Below are 15,922 nucleotides of genomic sequence, written 5' to 3'. Positions count from 1 at the left end.
CCCCTTTACTCGTAACGCCGCTTCAAGATGAGCCGGTCGCTCGGCTTCGGCTTCCGTGTCCGAACCCCGAGAGCCGGCTTGCCCCAAGGAGTTACCGGGTTGCGCCCGATCGGCGACTTGCCCTCGCCGCCGCCGTGCGGGTGATCCACCGGATTCATAACGACGCCCCGCACCGTAGGCCTGATGCCCATCCAGCGGGCGCGGCCGGCCTTACCGATGGAAATGTTCTCGTGCTCTTCGTTGCCCACCTGCCCGATCGTCGCGCGGCAGTCAAGCTGGATCAACCGCATCTCCCCCGAAGGCATCCGGATCGTCGCGTAATCGCCTTCCTTGGCCATCAGCTGCGCCGACGCCCCGGCGGAGCGCACTAACTTCGCGCCCTCACCCGGATTCAGTTCGATGTTGTGGATGACGGTGCCCACCGGGATATTCCTTAACGGTAGCGCGTTACCAACCTTAATATCCGCGTCCGGGCCGGAAACAACCGTCTGGCCGACCTCCAGCCCAGCAGGAGCAATGATGTAACGTTTCTCTCCATCCCGGTAATGGAGGAGGGCAATCCGGGCCGACCGGTTCGGGTCGTATTCTATCGCCACCACTTTCGCCGGAACCCCGTCTTTGTCGCGTTTGAAATCAATCACCCGGTACGCACGCTTATGCCCCCCGCCCTGATGACGAACCGTAATCCGGCCCTGGTTGTTCCGCCCGCCCTTCCGCTTGAGCGGCTTCAAAAGGGAGCGTTCCGGCTCGGTCTTGGTTACCTCTTCAAAAGTAGAGACGGTCACAAAGCGCCTGCCCGGCGATGTCGGCTTGTATTTCTTAACCGGCACCTGAACCCCTCCTTTCCTTACAGCCCTTCAAAGATCTCGATCTTGTCCCCGGGCCGCAAAGTGACAACCGCTTTTTTGCGGTCCGGAGCCTTACCGAGTGCACGCCGCACCCGTTTCACTTTTCCTTTTACCCTTAGCGTATTGACCTTTAAGACCTTGACGTTGAAAACCTTTTCTACGGCGTTCTTGATGTCGGTCTTGGTAGCCTTCGGATCTACGTAAAACGTGTACTTGTTCTCCGCCAACAAAGCCATGCTCTTTTCGGTAACCACCGGTCGTATAAGGATGTCGTGTGGGCTTTTCACTTTAGCGCCTCCTCTATCCGCGCCAGCGCTTCCCTGGTCACAATAAGCTTCGGGTAGCGCAAGATGTCGTAAACGTTAAGGTTGGTCACCGGCACAAACTTAACCCCCGTAATGTTGGCCACCGCCAACTTCATTTCGCGCGACGGTGCAGCACCAACCAACAGCGCCCCCCCGGAAGCCTCGAAGCGCGCAAGGAACTTTAGGGCCTCCTTGGTCTTCGGCGCCGGCAACGCAAACGTGTCAATAACCACCAGTTCCCCAGCCCGCACTTTCTCCGAAAGAGCAAACTTTAATGCGAGGCGGCGAACCTTCTTCGGTAACCTGTAGCCGTAATCCCGGGGGTGCGGCCCAAAGACGATGCCCCCGCCCCGCCAGATAGGCGACCGGATGCTGCCGTGCCGGGCACGCCCGGTGCCTTTCTGACGCCACGGTTTGCGCCCGCCACCGGAAACTTCGGCCCGGGTCTTTGTGTCGTGCGTCCCGCGCCGCCGGTTGGCGAGGTGCATCACCACCGCTTCGTGCAGCACGGCCGGGTTCGCGGCAACACCGAAAATATCGTCCCGAAGTTCAACTTCGCCGACCGGATCGCCTCCCATGTTATAAACGCTCACTCTGGCCAAGCCCATCTCCTCCTCAACGGTTCTCCTTCGGTCGTTGCGACTTGCCGGCCTGTGCCCTCGCCCTACCGCGGGCACTGCCCGCGGCGCGGTAATCCCGCCGGCACATCGCCTCTCACCCCTGGATGATCACCCAACCTACCTTTCCTGCTTTACCGCTTCCTTGATGATCAAAAGCCCCCCGCGGTTACCCGGAACCGCCCCCCGAACCATTAAGATGTTCCGTTCGGGATCGACTTTGACCACCTCGAGATTCTGGACGGTAACCCGTTCGTTCCCGTAATGCCCGGGCAGCCGCCGGCCTTTAAAGACCCTGGCGGGCCCTTTCGCCGCCAGAGCACCGGGACGGCGATGGTATTTGGAGCCGTGTCCCATTGGCCCCCGGTGGAAACCGTGCCGCTTAATGCCCCCGGCGAAACCGCGCCCTTTGCTCGTTCCGGTGATATCCACCCGCTCGCCAGGACTAAAGATATCGACCTTGATTTCCTGCCCCACCGCGTAGGCTCCGGCATTTTCAACCCGGAACTCCCGGAGGTAACGGAGGGGTTTTACGCCAGCACGGGCAAAGTGCCCCTTCAAGGGTTTGTTAACGAGCCGCTCGGGCTTCGCCCCAAACCCCACCTGCACGGCCTCGTAACCGTCGTTTTCCTTCGTCTTGGTCTGGACCACCACACACGGCCCTGCCTCGATCACCGTTACCGCGACCGCTTCGCCCGCCGGGGTGTAATATTGTGTCATCCCGAGCTTTCTCCCGAGAATGCCCTTCATTAAACCACCTCCAACGAAGAGAGCCTCATATACTTCTACAGCCTGATCTCAATGTCCACCCCAGCCGGCAGATCCAGCCGCATCAGCGAATCAACCGTCTTCGGCGTTGCCTCGCGGATCTCGATCAGCCGCTTATGCGTTCTGATCTCGAACTGCTCGCGCGAGTCCTTATCCTTATGCGGCGAACGTAGGATCGTATAAATGTTCTTCTCCGTCGGCAGAGGAATCGGACCCGCTACCGTCGCGCCAGTCCGCTTAGCCGTCTCCACAATCTTCTGCGCCGACTGGTCCAGCATATAGTGGTCAAAGGCCTTAAGCCTGATCCTTATCTTTTGTCCTGCCATTATTTCCTAAATCCTCCTGTACGGAAAGGATTACTCCTTGACCCCGGTCACCACACCGGCGCCGACCGTGCGGCCGCCTTCGCGGATGGCGAAGCGGAGACCCTCCTCGATCGCGATTGGCGTGATGAGCTCGATGTCCATCTTAATGTTGTCTCCGGGCATCACCATCTCCACCCCCTCGGGCAGCTTGATGACCCCGGTGACGTCCGTCGTCCGGAAGTAGAACTGCGGCCGGTAGCCGTTGAAGAAAGGCGTGTGGCGCCCGCCCTCCTCCTTCGTCAGCACGTAGACCTCCGCCGAAAACTTGGTGTGCGGCTTGATCGTGCCGGGCTTCGCCAACACCATGCCGCGCTCGAGCTCATCCCGGTCCACGCCGCGCAGGAGGCACCCAACGTTGTCACCCGCGACGCCTTCGTCGAGCGTCTTCCGGAACATCTCGACGCTGGTTACTACCGTCTTGCGCGGCTTATCGGAGAAGCCTACGATTTCCACTTCGTCGCCCGGCCTGATGCGCCCGCGCTCGATACGTCCGGTGCCCACCGTGCCGCGCCCGGTGATGGTGAAGACGTCCTCAATCGGCATCAGGAACGGCTTGTCAACGTCCCGCTCGGGCGTCGGGATGTATTCGTCCACGGCGTCCATCAGCTTCCAGATAGAGCCGCAGTGCGGGCACTCCCGGGAGGCGCAGCCGCACTCAAGCGCCTTGAGCGCCGAGCCCATGATGACCGGAATCTCGTCGCCCGGGAAGTCGTAATTCGAGAGCAGCTCGCGCACTTCCATCTCGACGAGCTCCAAAAGCTCCGGATCGTCAACCATGTCGGTCTTGTTCATGTAGACGACGATGTAGGGCACGTTAACCTGCCGCGCCAACAGAATGTGCTCCCGCGTCTGGGGCATCGGCCCGTCGGCAGCGGAAACAACCAGGATCGCCCCGTCCATCTGGGCCGCGCCGGTGATCATGTTCTTGATGTAGTCGGCGTGACCGGGGCAGTCAACGTGCGCGTAGTGGCGCTTCTCGGTCTCATATTCAACGTGGGCGGTGTTGATGGTGATACCCCGCGCCTTCTCTTCCGGCGCGTTATCGATTTCGTCGTACTTCTTGTAGGCAGCCATTCCCTGCTTGGAAAGCACTAAAGTGATCGCTGCCGTCAGGGTCGTCTTCCCGTGGTCCACGTGACCGATCGTGCCGATGTTAACGTGCGGTTTCGTCCGGACAAATTTCTGCTTGGCCATGAATCTTCCTCCTCCTTAACTTGCATAGTAGTACTTTTGCACTATCTTTTCCATCAGATTCCGGGGTACCTCGGCATAATGGTCAAACTGCATCGTGTAAGTGCCCCGGCCCTGCGTGAGTGACCGGAGATCCGTAGCGTAGCCGAACATTTCCGATAAGGGCACCAGCGCCCGGATGATCCGGTTATTGCCCCTCACCTCTATATCTTCGATCTGCGCCCGCCGGGCGTTCAGATTGCCGATGACGTCCCCAGTATACTCTTCCTGAGTGATAACCTCAATCTTCATGATCGGCTCCAGGATGACCGGTTCCGCCCGCTTGGCCGCTTCCCGGAAGGCAAGCGAACCGGCAATCTTAAAGGCCATCTCCGAGGAATCAACCTCGTGGTAAGAGCCGTCAACCAGCGCTACACCAACATCGATAACCGGGTAGCCGGCCAGGACGCCGTTTTCCATCGCCTCGCGCACACCCGCTTCAATTGCCGGCACAAACTCCTTGGGAACAACGCCGCCCACAATCTTATTTTCGAAGAGGAAGCCCTCCCCGGGTTTACGTGGCGCGATCTCGAGAACCACGTGCCCGTACTGGCCCCGGCCGCCCGTCTGGCGGATAAACCTGCCTTCCGCCCGCGCGGGCTTGGTAATCGTCTCGCGGTACGCCACCTGAGGCTTGCCGACCTTAGCGCCAACATTGAACTCCCTGAGCAGCCGGTCGATGATGACCTCAAGGTGCAGCTCCCCCATCCCCGAAACGATGGTCTGCCCGGTCTCCGCATCGACGTGGACCCGGAAGGTCGGATCCTCCTCTGACAGCCGGGCAAGAGCCTGCCCCATCTTATCCTGGTCGGCCTTGGTCTCCGGCTCAATAGCCACCGAGATAACCGGTTCCGGAAAGTCCATCGCCTCGAGAATGATGGGGTGCGCCTCGTCACAAAGGGTATCTCCGGTCGTCGTGAACTTCAACCCCACCGCCGCCACGATATCGCCGGCGTAAACCTCTTTAATTTCCGTCCGGTGATTGGCGTGCATCTGCAGGAGCCGGCCGATCCGTTCCCGCCTCTGTTTGGTGGCATTATAAATGTAGGAACCGGACTTCAAAGTTCCCGAATAGACCCGGAAAAAGGTTAACTTCCCCACGTAGGGATCGGCCATGATCTTAAAGGCCAGGGCCGAAAAAGGCGCATCGTCCCGCGCCAAGCGCTCTTCCTCCAGGCCCGTTTCCGGGTTCGTGCCCCTTACTGCCGCGATGTCGGTCGGCGCCGGCAAAAAATCGATAATGGCGTCAAGTAAAGGCTGCACACCCTTGTTCCGGTAGGAGGAACCGCAGAGAACGGGAATGGCCTTCACCGCCAGGGTCGCCTTCCGCAAAGCCCGCTTGATCTCTTCGACAGTAAGAGGCTCATTCTCTAAGTATTTCAACATCAGTTCCTCGTCCGCTTCCGCCACCGCCTCTAGCAGCTTCTCGCGGTATTCGGCCACGAGTTCCCTCATATTGGCAGGGATAGCCGTTTCTTTGCTTACCGTTCCCAAGTCGTCCAGGTAAATAATCGCCTTTTCCTGAATCAGGTCAATTACCCCGCAGAAGCTATCCTCCGCGCCAATCGGGAGCTGAACCGGCACCGGATTCGCCCCGAGCCGCTCCTTAATCATTGCCACCGCCCGGAAAAAGTCGGCGCCGGTCCGGTCCATTTTGTTGACGTAAGCAATCCGCGGCACGCCGTATTTATCCGCTTGCCGCCAGACAGTCTCGCTTTGCGGCTCCACACCTCCCACAGAGCAAAATACCGCCACTGCCCCATCGAGCACGCGCAACGAGCGCTCTACCTCGATCGTAAAATCCACGTGTCCTGGTGTGTCGATGATGTTAATCCGGTGGTCGCGCCAGTAGCAGGTGGTAGCCGCTGAGGTGATGGTGATGCCCCGCTCCTGCTCCTGCACCATCCAGTCCATCGTCGCGGCCCCATCATCAACCTCACCGATCCGGTGAATCTTACCAGTGTAAAAAAGGATGCGTTCGGTAGTCGTCGTCTTCCCGGCGTCGATGTGGGCCATAATCCCTATGTTTCTTGTTCTTTCGAGCGGAAACTCACGCGCCATACCCCAGCACCTCCTTTCTACCAGCGATAATGGGCAAATGCCTTGTTGGCCTCCGCCATCCGGTGAGTATCTTCCTTCTTTTTAACGGCCCCGCCCGTGCCGTTCGCCGCGTCCATAATCTCCGCCGCCAGTTTCTCGCGCATCGACTTACCCTGGCGCTGGCGCGCAAAGTTGGTAATCCAGCGGATGGCGAGGGTCTGCCGTCTTGCCGGCCGCACTTCTACCGGAACCTGATAGTTGGCGCCGCCGACACGCCGCGCCTTAACCTCCAGAACCGGCATTACGTTCTTCATCGCCTCTTCGAAGACCTCGAGCGGGTCACGCCCGGTTTTCTCCCTGATAATATCGAAAGCCCCGTAGCAGATACTCTCGGCGATGCTCTTTTTACCCTGAAGCATAACCTGGTTGATAAGTTTTGTCACCAGCCGGCTCTGGTATACCGGATCCGGTAGAACCTCGCGCTGGGGAACCGGTCCTCTACGCGGCACATACTTCCCCCCTTTCGCCTACTTCTTGGGCCGCTTGGCCCCGTATTTGGAGCGGCCCCGGTTGCGGTTCTGAACACCCGCCGAATCCAGCGCCCCCCTGATAATATGGTAGCGTACGCCCGGAAGGTCCTTGACCCGGCCGCCGCGCACCAGAACCACCGAGTGTTCCTGCAGGTTATGGCCGATGCCCGGAATGTAGGCGGTAACCTCCATCCCGTTCGTCAAACGGACACGCGCCACCTTCCTGAGAGCCGAGTTCGGCTTCTTCGGCGTGGTCGTGTAAACCCTGGTGCAAACCCCGCGCTTCTGCGGGCAGCCGCGCAGGGCCGGCGCCGATGACTTCTTGCGCACCGACTGTCTTCCGTGACGCACAAGCTGGCTAATTGTTGGCAATAGAACATACCTCCCTTCACAAATCGCTACGAAAACGACTGGAGATTTAAACCGGTTCTATCCCCCGGCCCTAACCACTGCAAACCAACCGTCCGGCAACCTTCCGCCCAAAACTTAGCCCCCTGCCTTTGCAGGGGGCAAGCTTTAGTCTTCGATAACCGCAGCTGACGCGCAGTTTACGCTTATGCCGCAGGCTTTACCTAACTCCCGCATCGAGGGCACCTCCTCTAACGGGGTACCCCGGGCACGGCACGCCCGGATAATCGGTTCGGTAATGCGCCGTTCGGCATTCTTCGCCACGTATACAACCTTCGCTTGCCCCCGCTCAATGCTCTTCAGGGTCTCCTTCGACCCGACAGCTTTTTTGCGGGCGGAGATCAGACGCTCGTAGGGCATGAGGTTTAACCCCTCCAAGCACCCACAGACTTTTTTAGTGTAACATTATTTTCCCTGAGTGTCAACAAGAATCGTATCCCAAAACTCAGGCCAGATCAACCTTCTGCGGACTGTTCTTCCGTATCACCACCCTGATCGTCGTAGAAAATTTTGAGGTTACGGTAGCGCGCGAGCCCCGTGCCGGCCGGAATAAGCTTGCCAATAATCACGTTTTCCTTGAGGCCGATGAGCGGGTCCTGCTTCCCCTTGATCGCCGCGTCAGTCAAAACCCGGGTAGTTTCCTGGAACGAGGCCGCCGACAGGAAGGAGTCGGTGGCCAGGGAAGCCTTCGTAATGCCGAGGACCACCGGCCGCACAACCGCAGGCTGCCCGCCTTTTTCGATCACGCGCTTATTTTCTTCCTCGTATTCGTAAATATCGACCAGGCCGCCGGGTAGCAGATCCGTATCCCCGGCATCCTCAACCTTTACCTTCCGGAACATCTGCCGGATCACAATTTCGATGTGCCGGTCGTTAATCTCCACACCCTGGAGGCGGTAAACCCGCTGCACCTCCTTGAGCAGGTAAAGCTGCGCCGCCTTGACCCCTTTAATCTTCAGCAGGTCATGGGGGTTGACCGGACCCTCAGTCAGCTCATCGCCCGCAGCCACCTTATCACCGTCCTGAACCCGCAACCGGGCGCCGTAAGGTACCGGATAGACAAATTGCTCTCCTTCCGGCGTAACCAATTCGATCTCCCGGCGGCCCTTGGTTTCCCGCACCGAAACGATGCCGTCTGCATCGGCAATGATCGCCTGGCCCTTGGGCCGCCGCGCCTCAAAGAGCTCCTCAACCCGCGGGAGACCCTGGGTGATATCCTCACCCGCTACCCCACCGGTATGGAAGGTGCGCATCGTTAACTGGGTTCCCGGCTCGCCGATCGACTGGGCCGCGATGATACCCACCGCTTCACCGATATCGACAAGGTAGCCGGTCGTCAGGTTCCGCCCGTAGCAGCGGGAGCAGACACCGTAGGAAGTTCTGCAGGTTAAAACCGAGCGGATTTTCACCTTCTTGATGCCCGCAGCTTCGATGCGCTCAACCGCTTCTTCGTCGATTTCCTCGCCCCGGGGAACGATAACTTCTCCCGTAGCCGGATCGACAACGTCCGCCGCCGCGATGCGCCCGAGGGCACGCTCTCTCAGCCTTTCGATGACTTCGTCGCCGTCGCGGAAATCCTCCACCTCGATATAATCCGTCGTCCCACAATCTTCCTCGCGCACGATCACGTCCTGCGCCACATCGACGAGGCGGCGGGTCAGGTACCCAGAGTCGGCCGTCCGCAAAGCGGTGTCCGCCAGCCCCTTCCGGGCGCCGTGCGTCGAGATGAAGTATTCGAGCACCGTAAGCCCTTCCCTAAAATTCGCCCGGATGGGAAGGTCGATGATCCGCCCGGACGGGTCGGCCATCAGACCCCGCATCCCGGCAAGCTGCCTGATCTGCTGGATGTTACCGCGGGCACCGGAAATGGCCATCATGTATACCGGGTTAAACCGGTCGAGTTTTTCGAGAAGCAGGTTCTTGATCCTCTCCGTCGCCTGGTTCCAGATTTCAATAACCTTCCGGTAACGCTCCTCCTTGGTGATCAGGCCCCGGCGGTACTGCTGTTCAACCTCTTCGACCGCCTTGTCGGCTTCGGCGAGGATCGCCGGCTTCTCTTCGGGAATGACCAAATCTTCGCTCCCGATGGTAAGCCCCGCCCTGGTACAGAAAGCGAAGCCGAGTTCCTTGATGTTGTCCAAAAGCGTGGCCGTTTTCGCGTAACCAAGCTTGCGGTAGCAGACGTCGATAATCTTGCTCAGCAGCTTCTTATCCACAACGCTGGAGAGAATCTTCTCGCCGAGAGGCGTCAGCCGCCCCGCGCCGTTTTCCCCTACCGTCTCGGTCAGCTTCGCCGGAATAGTCCGGTAGAAAATGAGTCGCCCCGCCGTTGTTTTAAATAGACGCGACCCGTCGGCCGCCACAAGGCCCGGAAGCCGCACCCGGACCGGAACGTGCAGCGGCAGCACCCCGCTCTCGTAAGCCCGTACTACCTCGTCAGGGTCGCAGAAGGCTTTATGCTCGTAAGCCGGATCTTCTTTCGCCAGCGTCATATAATAGATACCAAGAACCATGTCCTGCGTCGGAATCGTCACCGGCTGCCCGTCCTTCGGGTTCAAGATGTTACCGGTCGAAAGCATGAGAAGACGGGCCTCGGCCTGGGCCTCTGCAGAAAGCGGCACGTGAACCGCCATCTGGTCGCCATCGAAGTCCGCGTTATACGCGGTGCAGACCATCGGGTGAATCTGGATGGCCCGGCCCTCGACTAAAACCGGCTCAAAGGCTTGGATGCCGAGGCGGTGCAATGTCGGCGCCCGGTTGAGCAAAACCGGGTGGTCCTTAACCACCTCTTCGAGAACGTCCCACACTTCCGGCTTCATCCGCTCTACCATGCGCTTGGCGCTCTTAATGTTGTGGGCGTGCCCGCCTTGGACCAGCTTCTTCATCACGAAGGGCTTGAAGAGCTCCAGCGCCATTTCGCGGGGAAGGCCACACTGGTGGAGTTTAAGCCTTGGCCCCACCACGATGACGGAACGGCCGGAGTAGTCAACGCGCTTACCTAAAAGATTCTGCCGGAAACGGCCCTGCTTCCCCTTAAGCATGTCGCTGAGGGACTTGAGGGGCCGGTTGCCGGGACCGGTAACCGGCCTCCCCCGCCTGCCGTTATCGATCAGGGCGTCAACCGCCTCCTGGAGCATCCGCTTCTCGTTGCGCACGATGATGTCCGGCGCCCCAAGCTCCAGAAGCCTTCTGAGCCGGTTGTTGCGGTTAATGACCCGGCGGTAGAGGTCGTTCAAATCCGACGTTGCAAAACGACCGCCGTCGAGCTGCACCATCGGCCGGAGCTCCGGCGGAATCACGGGGAGAACCTCGAGGATCATCCATTCGGGCCGGTTCCCCGATTTTCTAAAGGCTTCGACCACTTCGAGGCGGCGGATCGCCCGCACGCGGCGCTGACCGGTGCTCTCGCGAATCTCACGGCGAAGCTCGGCGGCAAGCGCGTCAAGGTCTATTTCCTGCAAGAGCTCCTTGATGGTCGCCGCACCCATGCCCGCCTTAAAGGCGTCCCCGTACTTTTCGCGGTACTCCCGGTACTCGCTGTCCGTCAAGAGCTGCTTCTTAACCAGGGGCGTGTCCCCTGGATCGGTAACGATATACGAAACAAAGTAGAGGACCTTCTCCAGAGCCCGGGGAGACATGTCTAACAGGAGTCCCATCCGGCTCGGGATACCCTTGAAGTACCAGATATGCGAAACGGGCGCGGCTAATTCGATATGCCCCAGCCGCTCCCGGCGGACTTTGGAACGGGTCACTTCGACGCCACACCGGTCGCAGATAACCCCCTTATAGCGCACCCGCTTGTACTTCCCACAGTAGCACTCCCAGTCCCGCGTCGGACCAAAGATACGCTCGCAAAAGAGGCCGTCCCGCTCAGGTTTCAGCGTGCGGTAGTTTATCGTTTCCGGCTTCTTAACCTCACCGTGCGACCAGGCACGAATCTGTTCCGGTGAAGCAAGCCCGATCTGGATGCGGTCAAATGTGTTAAGCTCCATCATCAGAGCTTCCCCCCTTAAGGACTCTTTGCTTGAAGGCGAGCCTGGAGATTACGCAACTAAACGTCACGTAGTTTCCTCATCACCCGGCGGAAAATCTTCAGGGTCGTCCCCCTCATCCCGTATTTCCTCTTCGCTCTCGTCAATCGCCTCGTCAATCGCTCCGGCAAAACCTACCGGCGGTTCGTACCGGATGTCAAATTCAAGCTCCCGCGCCGTTTCGCCGATATCGTCCTCCGTCTCCTTGATTTCGATCTCCTTGTTATCCTCCGAAAGCACCCGCACATCAAGTGCCAGGCTCTGAAGCTCCTTAATCAGCACTTTGAAAGATTCCGGCACCCCAGGTTCCGGAACATTTTCACCCTTAACGATCGCTTCGTAGGTCTTAACCCGGCCTACAACGTCGTCCGATTTTACCGTCAGCATCTCCTGAAGCGTGTAGGAAGCGCCGTAAGCCTCCAGCGCCCAGACTTCCATCTCGCCGAAGCGCTGCCCCCCGAACTGCGCCTTACCCCCGAGTGGCTGCTGGGTAACCAGAGAGTAAGGTCCCGTGGAGCGGGCGTGAATCTTATCGTCTACCAGGTGTGCTAACTTCAGCATGTAAATATAGCCAACCGTTACCGGGTTGTCGAAAGGCTCTCCGGTCCTGCCGTCACGAAGGATCGTTTTGCCATTCTCCGGTAGGCCAGCCTTCTTCAGAGACTCGATAATGTCAGCCTCGGTGGCACCGTTAAAGATCGGGGTGCTGATTTTAATTCCCAGGACCTTTGCCGCCCATCCCAAATGGGTCTCGAAGATCTGCCCGAGGTTCATACGGGAAGGAACCCCGAGCGGATTCAGCACTATCTCGACCGGCGTTCCGTCCGCGAGGAAAGGCATATCTTCTTCGGGCAGAATCCGCGCGATCACACCCTTATTCCCGTGGCGCCCGGCCATCTTGTCGCCCACGGAAATCTTCCGTTTCTGGGCCACGTAAACCCGCACCAGATGGTTGACCCCGGGCGGCAGCTCATCACCTTTTTCGCGACTGAAAACCTTAATGTCTACAACCTTCCCCGATTCACCGTGGGGCACCCGGAGCGAGGTATCCCGGACCTCCCGCGCCTTCTCGCCGAAAATCGCCCGCAGGAGACGTTCTTCCGCCGTCAGTTCCGTCTCGCCTTTCGGCGTCACCTTGCCGACCAGAATATCTCCCGTCCGCACCTCCGCTCCAATCCGGACGATTCCCCGGTCATCAAGGTCCTTCAGCACGTCTTCGCCAACGTTCGGGATATCCCGCGTGATTTCCTCCGGTCCGAGCTTCGTATCCCGCGCCTCGCACTCGTACTCCTCGATGTGGATCGAGGTGAAGTAGTCCTCCTTGACCAGTTTTTCGCTTATCAGGATGGCGTCTTCGTAGTTATAACCCTCCCAGGGCATGAAGGCTACTAAAAGATTCCTCCCCAAGCTAAGCTCGCCGTTACTCGTGCAGGGGCCATCGGCGATCACCTCGCCCGCTTTCACCCTGTCCCCTACGTTCACAATCGGCCGCTGGTTGATGCAGGTTCCTTGGTTGGACCGGTTGAACTTCAGCAGCGGGTAGCGCGCCACAGTTCCGTCGTCACAAGCGATGCTGATCTCCGTTGCCGTCACCTTTTTGACGACACCATCTTTTTCAGCCAGAACCACCGCTCCCGAATCACGGGCCACCCGGCCCTCGATGCCCGTGCCGATAAGCGGCGCTTCGGCAACGAGTAAAGGCACCGCCTGACGCTGCATGTTGGCGCCCATAAGCGCCCGGTTGGCGTCGTCGTGCTCGAGAAAAGGAATCAGTGAGGTGGCAACACTGAAGACCTGTTTAGGCGAAACGTCTACATATTCGACCTCTTCAACCGGAACTACCAGGATTTCGCCCTTATAACGCGCATTGACGCGCTTTTCGAGGAAATAGCCGTTCTCATCCAGGCGTACGTTCGCCTGGGCAATTACGTGTTCCTCTTCTTCATCGGCAGTCATATAAACGATCTCGTCCGTAACCCGCTTATGCTCTCTATCCACCTTGCGGTACGGCGTCTCAATGAAACCGAACTCGTTTACGCGTGCGTAAGTAGTGAGCGAGCCGATAAGACCAATGTTCGGACCTTCAGGTGTCTCAATCGGACAGATCCGCCCGTAGTGGGAATGGTGCACATCCCGCACTTCAAATCCGGCCCGCTCCCGGCTGAGCCCCCCCGGACCTAACGCCGACAACCGCCGCTTATGGGTGAGCTCGGCGAGTGGATTGGTCTGGTCCATAAACTGGGAAAGCTGGCTTGAACCCAAAAACTCCTTGATCGCCGCAACCACCGGCCGGATGTTGATGAGGTGCTGGGGGGCGACCGCCTCGATATCCTGGATAGTCATGCGCTCCCGGACGACCCGCTCCATCCGCGCCAGGCCGATGCGAAACTGGTTCTGCAAAAGCTCGCCAACCGAGCGCAGCCGCCGGTTGCCTAAGTGATCGATATCGTCCGTCTGCCCCTCGCCCCGCATCACCTTCAAAAGGTAACGGATCGTGGCGACGATATCTTCCTTGGTCAGCTCCCGGATAAACTCGCGGTCCCGCGGCACCATCTTCTTGAGGTACGGGTCGAACTCTTCCGGCCCCTCGCCGCGGTAACGGTAGAGCACGCCATGGCCGAGCTTCTTATGGAGCTTGTAGCGCCCCACATTTCCAAGATCATAGCGCTTCGGATCGAAGAAAAGGCTCTCTAAGAGCCCACGCGCGCTTTCCACCGTTGGCGGCTCGCCCGGGCGGAGGCGCTTGTAAATCTCGATAAGCGCCTCCTCATCGGTTCTGGCGGTATCCCTGCTCAGCGTCTCCTGAATGACCTTATCATTGTCGAAAAGCGCCAGAATCTCCGCATCGGTAACGTAGCCCAGCGCCCGGACGAGAGCGGTCACCGGGACCTTCCGGGTCCGGTCCACCCGGACCCAGAGCAGGTCGTTCACGTCCGTCTCGAACTCGAGCCAGGCACCCCGGTTCGGGATGATGGTGGCCGTAAAAAGCTTCTTACCGCTTGGATCAAGCTGCTCCCCGAAATAGACACCCGGAGAGCGGACGAGCTGGCTTACTACCACCCTTTCCGCGCCGTTGATGATAAAGGTTCCTTTATCAGTCATCAACGGGAAATCGCCCATAAAGACGTCCTGTTCTTTTATCTCGCCCGTCTCGGTATTTATCAGGCGTACCTTCACCCGGAGAGGCGCCGCGTAGGTTACATCCCGGTCTTTGCATTCGGAAACGGAATACTTGGGTTCACCAATACTCGACGCCAAAAACTCTAAAACCAGATTGCCCGTGAAATCCTTAATCGGCGAAATATCGGCGAGCGCTTCCTGCAGGCCTTCCTCCAGAAACCAGCGGTAAGACCTCTTCTGAACCTCGATGAGATTGGGGATCTCCAAGATCTCCTTGAACTTGGCGTACGTAACCCGGTCACCGGCAGTCGGGACTGCAACCGGCACTCCCATACCTCAACCTCCTGAAAGTTTTTAAAAAAGAAAATAGCTACCTGACGCTTCCCTTTCTTAAAAATTTTTAAGAACGGGCGCTCGGTGAAAGCAAGTGTGGGTTAAGTTCCTGCGAACCAATTTTCTTAAGCAATGCCTGAAGATTTTAACATAAGGGGTTATGAACTGTCAAGAATTATTAACAAAAGTTTTAAACCTTAAACCGGAAGTGAATAACGTCCCCGTCGCGCACTACGTAATCCTTACCCTCAAGGCGCAAGAGCCCAGCCTCCCGTAGCTTAGCAGGCGAACCGAGCTGCCGTAAATCATCGAAAGCAAAAACTTCCGCCCGGATAAATCCCCGCTCGATGTCCGAATGAACCTTGCCCGCCGCTCTCTTCGCCACGGTTCCCTCTCTTACCGTCCAGGCTTTGACTTCGTCCTCCCCAACGGTAAAGAACGAGATGAGCCCCAAAGCCCGGTAAGCCGCCCGGGCCAGACGCGCAATCCCGGGCTCTTGTAACCCCAAGTTGTCCAGAAACTCTACCCGGTCCTCAGGAGGTAATTCCGCTATTTCCGCCTCTATCCGGGCGGCAACTTCCACAACCGGGATGCCCCGCTCCGTCGCATAACGCAGCAGCGCTTCCTGCTGCGGGTATCCCCCTTTAAGGCCGTCCTCATCAACGTTAACGGCCAGCAGAAGGGGTTTTAGCGAAAGGAAGCCGTAGCCCGCGAAAAGTGCCTCTTCCTCCGGCGTCCGGGTGACTTCCGTTAACGGCCTCTCCTCGTTCAGCGCCGCCAAACAGCGCTCGAGCAGGGCGACTTCCGCGGCCGCCTGCTTCGAAACCTTCTTTCCGCTCCGGATTCGCTCCAGCCTCCGTTCCACCAGCATGATATCGGCCAGTAGGATCTCGGCGTACAGCTCCTGAAACTCCCGCAGGGGCAGCAAAGCGTCGAAATAGGTCGGCACACCCGCCGCGGTAAAGGCACGCACCACGCAACAGAGCGCGTCTGCGCCCCGCACCTCCTCAAAGAAACGGACGGCGGCCCCTTTTTCGCCCCCGCGCAAGTCAACTCCCGGAATATCTTTAAAATTGACCCGAGCGTAAGTTACCTTCTGGGGCCGGTAAAGCGCCGCTAAAAAGTCCACCCGCGCGTCGGGCACCGGCGCCGAACCGGTATGGACCTTGGTTTCCCCTAAAATACCCGTCGGGTAACTCGCACCGGTCAGCAAATTAAAAAGGGTGGTCTTTCCCACCTGTGGCAGTCCGATCAGACCGATTTCCACCGCGCAACCTCCGTTCAGTAATCACTGAAAAGAGGAGTTTCAACGCGCAGCCGCAAATTC

Annotated in this window: 13 protein-coding genes; all 13 read right to left on the bottom strand. The window is 58.7% G+C overall.

The window, feature by feature from the left end:
* Positions 1 to 5: 5 nt before the first annotated feature.
* The 13 genes from rplB to ychF all read right to left on the bottom strand — a co-directional run bounded on the left by rplB (position 6) and on the right by ychF (position 15,862).
* Positions 6 to 830, bottom strand: coding sequence for a 50S ribosomal protein L2 (gene rplB / locus EDD75_RS09210; RefSeq protein WP_123931355.1), 825 nt, complete (start codon positions 828 to 830; stop codon positions 6 to 8).
* A gap of 17 nt (positions 831 to 847) precedes the next feature.
* On the bottom strand, positions 848 to 1,135 hold the full coding sequence (rplW, locus tag EDD75_RS09205) for a 50S ribosomal protein L23 (RefSeq protein WP_123931353.1): 288 nt from the start codon (positions 1,133 to 1,135) through the stop codon (positions 848 to 850).
* Positions 1,132 to 1,755 carry a 50S ribosomal protein L4 gene (gene rplD / locus EDD75_RS09200; protein ID WP_123931351.1) on the bottom strand — a complete coding sequence of 208 codons (624 nt, stop codon included), beginning with the start codon at positions 1,753 to 1,755 and terminating at the stop codon, positions 1,132 to 1,134. The genes rplW and rplD overlap by 4 nt, the downstream gene beginning before the upstream one ends.
* A gap of 135 nt (positions 1,756 to 1,890) precedes the next feature.
* Positions 1,891 to 2,520 carry a 50S ribosomal protein L3 gene (gene rplC / locus EDD75_RS09195; RefSeq protein WP_123931349.1) on the bottom strand — a complete coding sequence of 210 codons (630 nt, stop codon included), beginning with the start codon at positions 2,518 to 2,520 and terminating at the stop codon, positions 1,891 to 1,893.
* A gap of 35 nt (positions 2,521 to 2,555) precedes the next feature.
* Complete coding sequence (rpsJ, locus tag EDD75_RS09190; RefSeq protein ID WP_123931347.1) at positions 2,556 to 2,864, bottom strand: 30S ribosomal protein S10; 309 nt, start codon at positions 2,862 to 2,864, stop codon at positions 2,556 to 2,558.
* 30 nt (positions 2,865 to 2,894) lie between these two features.
* Entirely contained in the window at positions 2,895 to 4,097 is a 1,203-nt protein-coding gene (gene tuf, locus EDD75_RS09185; RefSeq protein ID WP_123931345.1) for an elongation factor Tu, read from the bottom strand.
* A gap of 15 nt (positions 4,098 to 4,112) precedes the next feature.
* The gene (gene fusA / locus EDD75_RS09180) at positions 4,113 to 6,194 is read right to left on the bottom strand and encodes an elongation factor G (RefSeq protein ID WP_123931343.1); all 2,082 of its coding nucleotides are present in this window, start codon (positions 6,192 to 6,194) and stop codon (positions 4,113 to 4,115) included.
* 17 nt (positions 6,195 to 6,211) lie between these two features.
* Complete coding sequence (rpsG, locus tag EDD75_RS09175) at positions 6,212 to 6,682, bottom strand: 30S ribosomal protein S7 (protein ID WP_123931341.1); 471 nt, start codon at positions 6,680 to 6,682, stop codon at positions 6,212 to 6,214.
* Between the two features lie 18 nt (positions 6,683 to 6,700).
* The gene (gene rpsL / locus EDD75_RS09170) at positions 6,701 to 7,075 is read right to left on the bottom strand and encodes a 30S ribosomal protein S12 (RefSeq protein ID WP_123931339.1); all 375 of its coding nucleotides are present in this window, start codon (positions 7,073 to 7,075) and stop codon (positions 6,701 to 6,703) included.
* A gap of 144 nt (positions 7,076 to 7,219) precedes the next feature.
* Positions 7,220 to 7,471: a L7Ae/L30e/S12e/Gadd45 family ribosomal protein gene (locus EDD75_RS09165; protein WP_123931337.1), complete on the bottom strand. Its 252-nt coding sequence runs from the start codon at positions 7,469 to 7,471 to the stop codon at positions 7,220 to 7,222.
* 95 nt (positions 7,472 to 7,566) lie between these two features.
* Positions 7,567 to 11,106 carry a DNA-directed RNA polymerase subunit beta' gene (gene rpoC / locus EDD75_RS09160; protein ID WP_123931335.1) on the bottom strand — a complete coding sequence of 1,180 codons (3,540 nt, stop codon included), beginning with the start codon at positions 11,104 to 11,106 and terminating at the stop codon, positions 7,567 to 7,569.
* A gap of 63 nt (positions 11,107 to 11,169) precedes the next feature.
* Positions 11,170 to 14,595, bottom strand: a complete 3,426-nt coding sequence (gene rpoB, locus EDD75_RS09155; protein WP_123931333.1) for a DNA-directed RNA polymerase subunit beta — start codon at positions 14,593 to 14,595, stop codon at positions 11,170 to 11,172.
* 190 nt (positions 14,596 to 14,785) lie between these two features.
* Complete coding sequence (gene ychF, locus EDD75_RS09150) at positions 14,786 to 15,862, bottom strand: redox-regulated ATPase YchF (protein WP_123931332.1); 1,077 nt, start codon at positions 15,860 to 15,862, stop codon at positions 14,786 to 14,788.
* Between the last annotated feature and the right edge of the window lie 60 nt (positions 15,863 to 15,922).

The sequence above is a fragment of the Thermodesulfitimonas autotrophica genome (assembly GCF_003815015.1).
Classification (GTDB): Bacteria; Bacillota; Desulfotomaculia; order Desulfotomaculales; family Ammonificaceae; genus Thermodesulfitimonas; species Thermodesulfitimonas autotrophica.
The sequence above is the reverse complement of the archived record's forward strand: the minus strand, read 5'-3'. Positions and strand labels throughout refer to the sequence as shown.

Excerpts from the sequence above, each read along its gene's own strand:
- rplC (WP_123931349.1), bottom strand. The coding sequence starts at position 2,520 with ATGAAGGGCATTCTCGGGAGAAAGCTCGGGATGACACAATATTACACC.
- rpsJ (WP_123931347.1), bottom strand. The coding sequence starts at position 2,864 with ATGGCAGGACAAAAGATAAGGATCAGGCTTAAGGCCTTTGACCACTAT.
- tuf (WP_123931345.1), bottom strand. The coding sequence starts at position 4,097 with ATGGCCAAGCAGAAATTTGTCCGGACGAAACCGCACGTTAACATCGGC.
- fusA (WP_123931343.1), bottom strand. The coding sequence starts at position 6,194 with ATGGCGCGTGAGTTTCCGCTCGAAAGAACAAGAAACATAGGGATTATG.
- EDD75_RS09165 (WP_123931337.1), bottom strand. The coding sequence starts at position 7,471 with ATGCCCTACGAGCGTCTGATCTCCGCCCGCAAAAAAGCTGTCGGGTCG.
- rpoC (WP_123931335.1), bottom strand. The coding sequence starts at position 11,106 with ATGATGGAGCTTAACACATTTGACCGCATCCAGATCGGGCTTGCTTCA.
- rpoB (WP_123931333.1), bottom strand. The coding sequence starts at position 14,595 with ATGGGAGTGCCGGTTGCAGTCCCGACTGCCGGTGACCGGGTTACGTAC.